Source organism: Curtobacterium sp. MCBD17_003 (assembly GCF_003234885.2).
In the GTDB taxonomy this organism is placed as follows: Bacteria; Actinomycetota; Actinomycetes; order Actinomycetales; family Microbacteriaceae; genus Curtobacterium.
In genome coordinates this window covers 379977-392290 of record NZ_CP126275.1, presented here as the reverse complement: position 1 = coordinate 392290, position 12314 = coordinate 379977, and the positions used below count along the sequence as shown (strand labels likewise).

Sequence of the window (12314 nt, the reverse complement as noted above, 5' to 3'; positions counted from 1 at the left end):
GTTCCCTAACCGATCCGTTCGGCGCGTCCGAAGATGCCCTGCGGCCGGAGCAGCAGCACGAGGATGAGGATGACGAGCGCGGTGGCGTACTTGAAGTCGCCGGGCAGCACGAGGTTCGTGAGTTCCACGACGATGCCGATCACCATCGAGCCGACGAGCGCGCCGTACGCCGTGCCGAGGCCGCCGAGCGTGACCGCCGCGAACATGAGGAGCAGCAGCTGCAGCCCGGTCTGCCAGTTCACCCCGTTGAGGACGAGCCCGAGCATGACGCCCGAGAGGCCGGCGAGGCCCGCGGCGAGGGTCCACACGAACCGGATCACCCGGTCCACGTCGATGCCGGACGCCGCCGCGAGTGCGGGGTTGTCGGACACCGCGCGGGTGGCCCGGCCGAGGCGGGTCCGGACGAGGAACAGGCCGGTCCCGACCAGCACGAGCACCGCGATGCCCATCGCGACGTACGACTGCACGGTCAGCGTCACGCCGGCGAAGTCGACCGTGCGCGGGTTGCCCTGCTGGATCCGCACCGTCGCCGCCCCGAAGAAGTACTGGAACGCGTACTGGAGCGCGATCGACAGTCCGATCGTCACGATCATGAGCTGCGTCAGGCTGATCCGCCGCCGTCGGAGGGGGCGCCAGATCACGGCGTCCTGCAGGTACCCGGTCGCCGCGCAGAGCACGACGACGATGATCCCGGCGAGCCAGATGTCGAACCCCAGGACGTTCGCGAACAGGTAGGCGAGGAGCCCGCCGAGCGTGACCTGCTCGCCGTGCGAGAAGCTCGAGAGCCCGGTGGTGCCGTAGATGAGCGAGAGGCCGACCGACGCGAGCGCGATGAGCAGCCCGAGGCGGATGCCGGATGCGAGCTGCTGCCAGGTCCGACCCCAGGTGACGCCCGAACCGTCGTCGAGGCTCGCGCTCGTCGCGCCCTTGACGGTGGTCAGCTGGAAGATCGTGCCGGCGTTCGACCCGACCGTGGCCTGCACGGGGCGCGCGTCCTGCTGCGCGTCGGCCAGGTACTGCCCCTGGGGCAGGGTCGTCTGGTCGAGGGAGACCCGGTACCGGCCCGACGTCGTGATGCGGACGGACCAGCGACCGTCGTCCTCCGTCGTGGAGGTCTCGGCGAACCCACCGGGTCCCGTGACCCGGACCTCCGCTCCCCGGACCGGCTCGCGGTCCGAGTCGAGGATCGTGCCCTGGATGCAGCCGTTCGCGTCGCTCACCGTGCAGGTCGCCGCCGTGGCCGCGACCGCGCCCGGGGCTGACGCCCACTGGAGGCCCACGACCGCGGCGAGCGACAGCAGTGCGGCGAGGAGCAGGACGACCGGGCGGTGCCGGCCCACCCGGGTGCGGGGACGGCGCGTGTGCGGCGCCGTGCCCGTCGACGTCGTGGAACCCACTGAGCCTCCCTCTCGGACCGTCGGACGTCGACGGTTCCGGCACGACCTCCGTCCGATCGGGCGGTCCGTGCGGTTGCGCCGACAGTACGGAGCGTTTGTGTCACCTGTGTTTCCATCAGGTTCCCTGCGTGCTTCGTCACGGAACCGTGATGATGCACAGGAGTGCGAGTGGCGACCCAGCGTCCGCTCAGCCGAACCAGGGCGGACCGCTCAGGTCCTGCCTCCCACCCGGTCGGACGGCGCCCGGCTGCGGGAATGGCGGGCCCACGCGCCCGCGTTACCATGTCCCATCCGGTACCCGACGTCGTGGCCGGAGCACCTGCAGCCAGCCCGGAACGACGAGAGGGACCCATGGACCAGCCGGATCCGTTCGGATTCATCGGACTCACCTACGACGACGTCATGCTGCTCCCCGGGCACACCGACGTCATCCCGAGCGAGGCGTCGACCCGCTCGCGCCTCACCAAGCGGATCGAGGTGGCGGTGCCGCTCCTGTCGGCGGCCATGGACACCGTGACCGAGGAGCGCATGGCGATCGCGATGGCCCGCCAGGGCGGGATCGGCATCCTGCACCGCAACCTGTCGATCGCCGACCAGGCGGCTGCCGTCGACAAGGTCAAGCGGAGCGAGTCGGGCATGATCACGAACCCGGTGACCACGCGGCCCGACGCCACCGTCGCCGAGGTCGACGCACTCTGCGGGCAGTTCCGCGTCTCGGGACTCCCGGTCGTGGAGTCCGACGGCACGCTCGTCGGCATCATCACCAACCGCGACATGCGCTTCGTCGCGCCGTTCGAGCAGAGCACGACACTCGTCCGTGACGTCATGACCAAGGCGCCCCTCATCACCGCGCCCGAGGGCATCGACCCCGAGGCGGCGGTCGCGATCTTCGCCCAGCACAAGATCGAGAAGCTCCCGCTCGTCGACGCGTCCGGCCGGCTCCGCGGGCTCATCACGGTCAAGGACTTCGACAAGAGCGAGAAGTACCCGGACGCCACGAAGGACGCCGAGGGCCGCCTGCGCGTCGGTGCCGCGATCGGCTTCTTCGGCGATGCCTGGCAACGGGCGACGGCCCTGCTCGAGGCGGGCGTCGACGTGCTCGTCGTCGACACCGCGAACGGCGAGAGCGAGGGCGTCCTCGACATGGTGCGCCGGCTCAAGGCGGACCCGGCGTTCGCGGGGGTCGACGTGATCGGCGGCAACGTCGCGACCCGCGCGGGCGCGCAGGCGCTCATCGACGCCGGTGTCGACGCGGTCAAGGTCGGCGTCGGTCCGGGCTCCATCTGCACGACGCGCGTCGTCGCGGGCGTGGGGGTGCCCCAGGTCACGGCCGTGTACGAGGCCTCACTGGCCGCGCGCGAGGCCGGAGTGCCGGTGATCGCGGACGGCGGCCTGCAGTACTCGGGCGACATCGCCAAGGCGCTCGTCGCGGGTGCCGACACGGTCATGCTCGGTTCGCTGCTCGCCGGCTGCGACGAGTCCCCCGGGGACCTCGTGTTCGTGGGCGGCAAGCAGTTCAAGACGTACCGCGGTATGGGGTCGCTCGGCGCGCTGCAGACCCGCGGCAAGAAGACCTCGTACTCGAAGGACCGCTACTTCCAGGCGGACGTCCCCTCGGACGACAAGCTCATCCCCGAGGGGATCGAGGGCCAGGTGCCCTACCGCGGCGCCCTCGGCAACGTGGTCTACCAGCTCGTGGGCGGCCTCCGGCAGTCCATGTTCTACGTCGGCGGTCGCACGGTGCCCGAGCTCAAGGCCCGCGGCAAGTTCGTCCGGATCACCGCCGCGGGGCTCAAGGAGTCGCACCCGCACGACGTCCAGATGGTCGTCGAGGCGCCGAACTACCGCGGCTGACACGGCTTCCCCGTGGACGGGCCCGTCGACTCCGGTCGGCGGGCCCGTCGCCGTTCCGCGGGCCCGCCGCCGTTCCGCGGCCCACGCGCGGTCGCTGGTGCGGGGAGGGTGGCCCGGCCCTAGACGTCGGCCCGTTGCCCCTCCGGCGCTCCCATGAGGTGCCACTCGTACGCGACCCGCACGGCCTCCGCACGGGAGCCGACGCCGAGCTTGCGGTAGATGCTCCGCACCTGCGTCTTCACGGTGTTCGGCGACACCCCCAGGTCGGTGGCGATGTCCTCGATCGAGCCCTGTGCCCGGAGCCGCGTGAGCACGACCCCCTCGCGGCGGGTCAGCCGCGGCACCGTGAGGTCGCTCGAGTACACCGACGGGGCGTCCGCGAGCACCGGCCGGAGGTGCGGGGCCACCTGGTCGAACAACCCCTCGAGTTCGTCGCGTGGAACGAGCCACCACGGGGTGGACAGGCCCCGCGCGCTGCTCACCGTCGCCGCCTCGTCGAGCGACGTCCGCGCGGCGTCGAGGTCGCCGAGCCGGCAGGACGCGACCGCGCGGACGACGTGGAGCTCGGTGCGGGTCCGGGGGCTCGGGTTGCTCCGCCACATGAGCCGGTCGGCGAAGAGACGGGCATGTGGCGCGTTGCCCGCGAGGAGCAGCGCGCGCGCCTGGGCGCCGGCGACGCTCTCGCGCCCGTCGAGGAACGGGCGGAGGCCGGCGAGCGCGGCCTTCGCCTGCCGCGCGAGCAGCAGCAGGTCGGACTTGAGGACGTGCATGAGCCCCTGGTGGTGGTTGCTCAGGGCGTCACGGCCGTAGTGGCCCTCGGCGTCGCGGATCACCCCGAACCCTCCGAGGCCGTCGCCCTGGAGCAACAGTCGGAAGGCGCGGAGGTGCACGACGAGCGGCCAGTCCTCGAGGTCGTACGGCAGGGTGTCGAGCACCCGCATGTGCCGGTCGACCGTCGGGAGGTCCCAGGTCTCGAGTGCGGCGAGGGCGGCGGCGACGTGGACGGGGACCGCCCACACGCTGTGCCGCCACGGGAACCAGCTGCCGTCGCGCATCGCGAGGGTCACGAGTTCCCGACCACGCCGGACGTCCCCGCGCAGGACGTGCAGGTAGGCGGAGTAGCCCATCGCCTGGATACGCAGGTGCGGGTCCTCGTTCGAGCGGGCGAGCGGCGCGAAGTGCTGCAGGGCCTCCTCGTGGCTGCCGTCGTGCAGGTGCGTGATGCCGACCTGCATGTGGCCGTCCGCGCTCAGGCGCACGCCCGCTGCCGGCGTGGTGCGCATCGCCGTGAGCAGGTCCGGCAGGGACCGGGCGACCGCGAGGGCCCGTCCGAAGCTCCCGGCGCGGCGGAGGGACGCGACGCGGAGGACCGAGTTGCGGACGCTCTCCGCTCCGACGTCGGACTTCAACCGCTCGCGCGCCGCGGCGTCGGCCCGGGCGAAGGCCGCGGCCGGCACCGCCGTCCGCCCGCCGTCGTCGGCGAAGTGCATGGCCGCCTGCAGGTGGAGGAGCCAGGGGTCCGTCTCCATGTGGTCACGCGGCACGACGGCGAGGATCGCCACGAGTTCGGCGTGGTGGTCGCGGCACAGCACCGCGTAGTGCTGTCGCGTCAGCGCGGCCAGGTACGGCCAGTCCTGCGCGGCGGCGGCGAGGCCAACGGCCTCCCGGATCTCGCCCTCCCCCTCGAGCAGACGCGCTCCGGCGGCCGCGATGTCGGGCATGGAACGGTCCTCCTGCAGGGCCACCTGCTCCGTGAGGACGCGCTTGACGACGGGGGTGAGCGTGAAGCGGGAGCGGCCGCGCACGCGGGTCCACGCGCCGAGCCCGGCTCGTTCCGCCACGTCGAGGAGCTGCGCGACCTGCGCCGCGTCGCCCTCGTCGCGGACGAGCATGTCCTTGTTCATGAACGGGAGGACCGCGCCGGTGACGATCGCCGGCCACGACGCCGTCCCCCGCAGCCCCGACGTCAACTCGTCGACGATCTCGACGGCGATGCGGCGGACGACGGGCTCGAGCTCGTCGCGGTGCCACACCCGGTGCGGTTCGAGCGCGAGCTGGTTCGTCAGCCGTTGCACCGCGGTCGGCCAGCCGGACAGCCGCTCGTGCACCATCGCGATGGCGGGGCTGTCGAACGCGACACCGCGGAGCGTCAGGACCGCCGCGGTCTCCTGCTGTGTGAAGAGCAGGCCGGACGTGTCGAGGACCTCGACGTCGAACCGGGCCGCGACCGCACTCCCCTCGAACGCCGTGCTGCGCCGCGACACGACCACGACCGTGCAGCGGGTGCGTTCGAGCAGCCAGGCGACGTCGTCCTCCACCGCTGCCGCGATCCCGGCATCGCGGAGCCGGTCGAACTCGTCGAGCACGATGACCTCGTCGCCGTCGAGTCGGGTGAGCAACGCCGCCACGACCTCCTCGTCCGGCTCGTCATCGCGGTCGGGGTGCTCGGGCTGCGGTCCGTCCGCTTCCCGTCGGAGCTGGGCGACCACGCTCCGCCACAACCCGCACCGTGTGTCGGTCTCGCGGGCACCGTGCCACGCGACGCGTCGTCCGCCCTCGGTGACCTCGCGGTCGACCCAGTCGGCCACCACGGTGGTCTTCCCGGTCCCGGCCGGACCACGGACGCACACGATCTGCGCGCGAGCGGCGTCGTCGAGCGCCTCGAGCCACCGCGGCCGACGCAGCTGGAACCGGCGCGGTCGCGGGTAGCCCGGCCGCGGTGTCCGACCACCTCCGCCTCGCGCCCGAGCGACGTCCGCCGCCTGTTCCGTCCCGACCGAGGTCAGCATCTCTTCCATACGCGTTCGCTCCGATGACCACATCACGTACCCCTGACTGGGTACGAGGAGGCTAGGTGCGTGATCAGGCGGACGCGACGGCGAAACTTCGTACATCGCCGTTATCTCGCCCACGGGTGACATTCCGGAACAACACCGGGTCGTTCCACTTCACCCGGTACCCAGAGGTGAAGGGCAAGACCCTCCCGCCCTGAGGGTATCTCGACACCGCTCGCGGGTCGAGCACGACCGACGACGGACCGTCCGGTGGACGGGGGTGCCCTCGCGTCGTGGCCGACGGTGCGCCATGATGTGCAGATGCCCTCGGCCGCCGACGTCCCGACCTCGTCGCCGTTCCGCATCTCCTTCGTCTGCAGCGGCAACATCTGCCGGTCCCCGATGGCCGAGGTCGTCTTCCGCCGCATCGTCGAGGAGGCCGGGGTCGCCGACCGCTTCGCCGTCTCGTCCGCCGGCACGGGCGACTGGCACGTGGGCGAACCGGCCGACGAGCGGACGATCGCCGCCCTCGCGGCACGCGGATACGATGGGTCCAGGCATCGCGCCCGTCAGTTCGACCCGGACCGGTTCCCGGAGTTCGACCTGGTGGTCGCACTCGACCGCTCCCACGAGCGCATCCTGCGATCGTGGGCCCCCACGATGGACGACGCCGCGAAGGTGACGCTCATGCTGCGGTACGACGAGGCCTGGCCGCAGCACGCCGACGTGCCCGACCCGTACTACGCGGATCGGCACGAGTTCGACCGGGTCCTCGCGACCATCGAACGCGCGTCGCGGGCCCTCTTCCACCAGATCGAACCGGCAGTCCGTCAGGGAGCCCCATGACACCCCTTCCCCCGCAGCCGATCAGCCCGCTCGACGGGCGGTACTTCCCGGTCGTGCACACGGTGGGGGAACACCTCTCCGAGGCGGGTCTCAACCGGGCCCGCGTCCGGATCGAGGTCGAGTGGCTCGTGTTCCTGACGGACCACGCGATGTTCGCGACGTCGCCGCTGTCGATCGACGACCGAGCAGCGCTCCGCGCCGTCGCGGACGACTTCGGGCAGGCGGCGATCGACGAGCTCGCCGGGCTCGAGGCCACCACCCGACACGACGTCAAGGCCGTCGAGTACTTCGTGCGCGCCCGGCTGTCCGAACTCGGGCTCGACGCCATCGCCGAGCTGACGCACTTCGCCTGCACGAGCGAGGACGTCAACAACCTGGCCTACGCGCTCACCATCCGCGACACGGTGCAGGACGTCTGGCTGCCCGCCGCCCGAGCCGTCACCGACGCGCTCCGCACCCGGGCGGTCGAGCTCCGCGCGGTCCCCATGCTCGCCCACACGCACGGACAGCCGGCCACGCCGACGACGCTCGGCAAGGAGCTCGCCGTCGTCGTCCACCGCCTCGAGCGGGTGCTCGCGCAGGTCGAGGACACCGAGTACCTCGGCAAGTTCTCCGGCGCGACCGGCACGTTCTCGGCGCACCTGGCCGCCGATCCCGAGGCCGACTGGCCGGCACTCTCCCGGGCGTTCGTCGAGTCGCTCGGGCTCGTGTGGAACCCGCTCACCACGCAGATCGAGTCGCACGACTGGCAGGCCGAGCTGTACGACCGGGTCCGGCACGCGAACCGCATCCTGCACAACCTGGCGACGGACGTCTGGACCTACATCTCGATGGGGTACTTCACGCAGATCCCGGTCGCCGGTGCCACCGGGTCGTCGACGATGCCGCACAAGATCAACCCGATCCGCTTCGAGAACGCCGAGGCGAACCTCGAGCTCTCGACGGCGGTGTTCTCGACGCTGTCCGAGACACTGGTGACGAGCCGCATGCAGCGCGACCTCACCGACTCGACGACGCAGCGGAACATCGGGGTCGCCTTCGCGCACTCCCTGCTCGCCCTCGACAACCTGCGCCGCGGGCTCGGTGAGATCGCCGTGGCCGAGGGCCGCCTCGCCGCCGACCTCGACGGCAACTGGGAGGTCCTCGCCGAGGCGATCCAGACCGTCATCCGCGCCGAGGTGACCGCGGGCCGCTCCGAGATCGAGGACCCGTACGCGCTGCTCAAGGAGCTCACCCGGGGCCGCCGCGTCGGCCGCGAGGACCTCGTCGCGTTCGTGAACGGACTCGACATCTCCGACGGAGCGAAGGCGCGGCTCGCCGCGTTGACCCCGGCGACCTACACCGGCCTCGCCGACGAGCTCGTCGGGTTCCTCGACTCCTGACGACCGCGCTGCCGGTGCTCCGCCACGGCGCTCGCGAGCGCTCCGCGGAGTTCCGGGTGCACGAAGCGGTAGCCCGCTCCCTCCAGGCGCGCGGGGACGACCCACCGGCTCTTCAGCACGAGCTCCGTCTCGGTCCGGATCGCGATCGACCCGAGTTCGAGCATCCAGCGCGGGAGCGGGAGCCCGAAACGCCGCCCGACGATCTCGCGGAGGGTCCGCATCATGGTGCGGTCGTCCGTGGGGTGGGGGGCGCAGACGTTGACGACCCCGTCGATCTCCGGATGGTCGCGCACGAACCGGATGGCCCCGAGCACGTCGGCGATGTGCACCCAGCTGAAGCGCTGCCTCCCGTGCGTGTGCCGGTCCTCGTGGAACGTCCCGGCGGCGCGACGGCGACGCGTCGCGAACCACGGTCCGTCCAGGTGCGGACCGCCGAGTCCGAGCCGCGCCAACCGGATGAGCGGCACGAGGGCGCTGCCGTCGCCGAGCACGATCGCGATGCGGAGCGCGACCCGACGGGTGCCCGGCAGGTCCCCGTCGAAGAACGCCGCCTCCCACGCCCGTGCGACCGACACGGAGAACCCGGTGCCGATCTCGCCGTCGGCCTCGGTCTGCGGGCGGTCCTCCGCATGCCGGTAGATGGTCGCGGTCGACGCGTTGCACCAGACCCGCGGCGGCCGTCGCGCCGCGCGGATGGCGTCCCGGAGTTCGCGCGTGGTCTCGACCCGCGAGCGGAGGATCTCGGCACGGTTGCGGGCGCCGTACCGGCAGTCCACGCTCTTGCCCGCGAGGTTGACGACCAGGTCGGCGCCGTCGACGAGCTCGGTGATCCGGCGGGTGTCGCCCCACACCGCATCGCCGGTCCGTCCCACGGTCGTGACGTCGGCGCCCTCGGCGCGGAACGCGTCGACGAGGTACCGGCCGATGAAGCCGGACGCACCGGCCACCACGACGAGTGGCCGCACCGCGTCGCCACCACCGCTGCCGCTGCCGCCGCCGCCGGCAGCACCGTGCTCGCTCCTGCTGTCGCTCCCGCTGTCGCTCATGGACGCCTCCCCGGTCCGCCGGTTCCCCCGGGGGCGTCCGCGTCGTCGGGCACGACACCGTGGACGAACGACCCCTCGTACCGGTACAGCGTGCCGACGAGCGGCGCCGACAGCGTCAGCGACACGCGTTGGCGGTCGATGCCCGGGTCGTACCGCTCGGTCAGGACCACCCGCGGTGCCACGGCGGCCGGGAGGCGCAGCATCCGTCCCAGCACCCGGAACGACACACGGGTCGAGACCAGGCGGAGCGCGCCGTCGGCGACCGCGACGTCGAGCGCGGCCACGAGCCGGCCGCGGCGCCCCAGGTGGTCGGCGAGCCCATCGGCGTCCGCCGTGATCGCGTCCTGCATCACCCAGGGCCCGGACCGGAAGTGGAACGTCCGGCGAGCGAGGACGGCGATGCGTCCCTCCCGGTCGACGGCCGGCCGGTTCTCGACCGTGAACGGCACGTCGCGTTCCCACACGGGCGCCATGACCGCGTCGCGGGCGAACCAGGCGAGCAGCGGCCACATCCAGCGTCGTGGCGTCCCGACGACGTCGAAGACGCCGGTGCCCCGTCCGACGTGCCCCGCGGGGATCGCGCCGAAGTAGCCGCGCAAGCGGGGGTGCAGCGCGTCGAGGGTGCCGGGACGGGTGCTCGCCTCGTAGGGCGATCGTGCGCTCGGGGTCACGGTCGGATCCTGTCACGTCCCCGGTGCCCGGTCGGTGCGGATGCCTACGATGGCGGCATGGGCCACCACCACGAGCACGGCGCGCGGTCGGCCAGCGCTCGGGCGTTGACCGTGGCGTTCTGCGTGTCCGCCGCGATCCTCGTCGCCGAGGTCGTCGGCGCCGTCGTGACCGGGTCCCTGGCGCTCCTCGTCGACGCCGGGCACATGGTCGTCGACACGGGCGGTCTCGCGATCGGGCTCGTCGCGGTGCGGCTCGCGCAGCGCTCACCGACGGCCAGACGGACCTGGGGCTTCCAACGCGCCGAGGTCCTCGGCGCCGTCGCGCAGGCCGCGGTCCTGCTCGGGGTCGGGATCGTCGTCCTCGTGACGGCCGTGCAGCGCCTGGTCACGCCGGTCCCCGTCCCCGCGGTGCCGCTCCTGGTGTTCGGTGTCCTCGGCGTGGTCGGCAACGCGGTCGCGCTGGCGGTGCTCGCGCGGTCCGGAGGCGGGACGTTCACCGCGCGGGCGGCGCGGCTCGAGGTGCTGAACGACTCGCTGGGGTCCCTCGCGGTCGTCGCCGCGGCGATCGTCGTCGCACTGACCGGCTGGGAGCGCGCGGACTCCGTCGCCGCGATCCTCATCGGTGCGCTCATCCTGCCGCGCGCACTCCGGCTGCTCCGCGAGACCACCGACGTCCTGCTCGAGGCCACCCCGCCCGGGCTCGACCTCGACGCCGTACGTCGTCACATCCTCCGGCTCGACCACGTGCGCGCCGTGCACGACCTGCACGCGTCACTCGTCGCCACCGGGGTGCCGACCCTCACCGCGCACGTCGTGATCGACGACCACTGCTTCACCTCCGCGCACGCCCCGACGATCCTCGACGAGCTGCAGCAGTGCGTCGCCGAGCACTTCGCCGTGCCGGTCGAGCACTCGACCTTCCAGCTCGAGCCCGCGTCACACCAGCGGCACGAGCACGACGTCCACGCCTGACCCCGGCGGCGCGGCTCAGGCCCGGGCTGCGAGACGGCTGCCGGCCCAGAGCGCGAGTGCGATGACGACGACCACGAACCCGAGGAGCACGGGCAGCGGCGCGACCACGAGCAGCACCGCGCCGGCGAGGACCACCGGGACGACCATCCCCGCGTAGCCGATGAGGAACGTCGCCGCCAGGACACCGCCGCGCCGCTCCGGCCCGACCAGACTGCCCGCACCGGCGATGGAGGCCCGGAAGAGCAGTCCGACGCCGGCACCGGCGAGCACGCTGCCCACGACGAACACCGCGACGACGAGGACGAGCGCGCCGACCGCGACCCCGGCGAGTCCGACGGTGACGAGCAGCATGCCCCAGCGGACCTGCGCACGCATCGCGAGGCGGGCGAGGGCGATCTGCGCGACCGCAGCGCCCGCGAAGACCCCGAAGCTCGTCGCACCGGCGGCGAGCCGGTCCGTGACGTGGAAGGTGGTCGCGAGGAACGTCGGCGCGATCGACGTGAACAGGCCGAGCACGGCGAAGGTGCTGAACGCCCCGGCACCCGCCGCCCAGAAGGGTCCCGCCGCCCCGGACGGCGCGGTGATCGGCTGGGGTCGGTAGGCCGGGCGTACCCGCCCCGTGTCGATGGTCTCCGGGACGACGAGCATGGCGACGAAGGCGACCGCGAGGACCACGACGAACACGGCGTACGGCACGACGAGGGGGTGCCGGACGAACTCCGCCAGCACACCGCCGACGAGGGCACCGCCTCCGATGCCGCCGAGGTTGACCGCTCCGGCGACGACGCTCGCGTTCCCGCCCGCGCCCCCGTCCCGGCGCGCTCGGACCCGGAGTTCACCGAGGTGGGCCGTGGCCGAGGCCGTCAGGGTGCCGACACCGAGTCCGCTGATGAACCGCGCGACGAGGAGGCCCGGGACGTCGTTCCAGACGAGGAACAGCACGGCGGCGACGAGCTCGAGCGCGACCGACACGAGGATGAGCCGTCGGCGTCCGTGGACGTCGCTGAGGTGCCCGGCGAGCCAGAGCGCGATCATGACCCCCACGGCGTACGCCGCGAACACGAGTGTCACGGTGAAGGTCGGGAAGCCGTCGCGTGCCTGGTACAGCGCGTACAGCGGTGCGGGGACGGCGGCGAACGCCATGACGCTGAGGAAGCTCCCCGCGACGATCCAGAACCCGGCCGCGTGGCGCTGACGGCTCGGGGTCGGTCGGGCGGGCCGCTCCGGGCGTCCGGCACCAGCGACGGGATCGGGCAGCGGCACGGGTGCGGTCCGGGGAGCGGTGGTGGTCATGGTCCGAGCGTGCAGGACTGCGCCGAATCGTGTCCAACGGACAGGACCGCTGACGTCCATCGACGTGGACGATGATGGA

General features: G+C 72.6%; 9 protein-coding genes. 4 read left to right on the top strand and 5 right to left on the bottom strand.

Annotation, left to right across the window (positions count from 1 at the left end; translation table 11 throughout):
- Nucleotides 1-5 precede the first annotated feature (5 nt).
- The gene (locus tag DEI88_RS01960) at nt 6-1316 is read right to left on the bottom strand and encodes a branched-chain amino acid ABC transporter permease (protein WP_181441245.1); all 1311 of its coding nucleotides are present in this window, start codon (nt 1314-1316) and stop codon (nt 6-8) included.
- Nucleotides 1317-1748: 432 nt separating this feature from the next.
- On the opposite strand from DEI88_RS01960, the gene guaB reads away from it, so the two are divergent.
- Entirely contained in the window at nt 1749-3251 is a 1503-nt protein-coding gene (gene guaB, locus DEI88_RS01955) for an IMP dehydrogenase (protein ID WP_111009777.1), read from the top strand.
- Between the two features lie 119 nt (nt 3252-3370).
- Here the strand turns inward: guaB and DEI88_RS01950 are convergent, their stop codons facing one another.
- Nucleotides 3371-6049, bottom strand: coding sequence for a LuxR C-terminal-related transcriptional regulator (locus tag DEI88_RS01950; protein WP_181441244.1), 2679 nt, complete (start codon nt 6047-6049; stop codon nt 3371-3373).
- Between the two features lie 297 nt (nt 6050-6346).
- On the opposite strand from DEI88_RS01950, the gene DEI88_RS01945 reads away from it, so the two are divergent.
- Nucleotides 6347-6871 carry a low molecular weight protein-tyrosine-phosphatase gene (locus tag DEI88_RS01945; protein WP_111009897.1) on the top strand — a complete coding sequence of 175 codons (525 nt, stop codon included), beginning with the start codon at nt 6347-6349 and terminating at the stop codon, nt 6869-6871.
- Entirely contained in the window at nt 6868-8253 is a 1386-nt protein-coding gene (purB, locus tag DEI88_RS01940) for an adenylosuccinate lyase (protein WP_111026984.1), read from the top strand. The genes DEI88_RS01945 and purB overlap by 4 nt, the downstream gene beginning before the upstream one ends.
- On the opposite strand, the gene DEI88_RS01935 is transcribed toward purB, so the two are convergent.
- Together DEI88_RS01935 and DEI88_RS01930 are read right to left on the bottom strand one after the other, a co-directional pair.
- Entirely contained in the window at nt 8208-9218 is a 1011-nt protein-coding gene (locus DEI88_RS01935) for an epimerase (RefSeq protein ID WP_111036960.1), read from the bottom strand. The two genes, purB and DEI88_RS01935, sit on opposite strands and share 46 nt — an antisense overlap.
- Nucleotides 9219-9295: 77 nt before the next feature.
- Entirely contained in the window at nt 9296-9970 is a 675-nt protein-coding gene (locus tag DEI88_RS01930) for a DUF4166 domain-containing protein (protein WP_111036873.1), read from the bottom strand.
- A 57-nt stretch (nt 9971-10027) separates the two neighbouring features.
- Between DEI88_RS01930 and DEI88_RS01925 the strand changes: the two genes are divergently transcribed.
- Nucleotides 10028-10942, top strand: coding sequence for a cation diffusion facilitator family transporter (locus DEI88_RS01925; protein ID WP_111026986.1), 915 nt, complete (start codon nt 10028-10030; stop codon nt 10940-10942).
- Nucleotides 10943-10957: 15 nt separating this feature from the next.
- On the opposite strand, the gene DEI88_RS01920 is transcribed toward DEI88_RS01925, so the two are convergent.
- Entirely contained in the window at nt 10958-12235 is a 1278-nt protein-coding gene (locus DEI88_RS01920) for an MFS transporter (protein ID WP_111072208.1), read from the bottom strand.
- Nucleotides 12236-12314 lie beyond the last annotated feature (79 nt).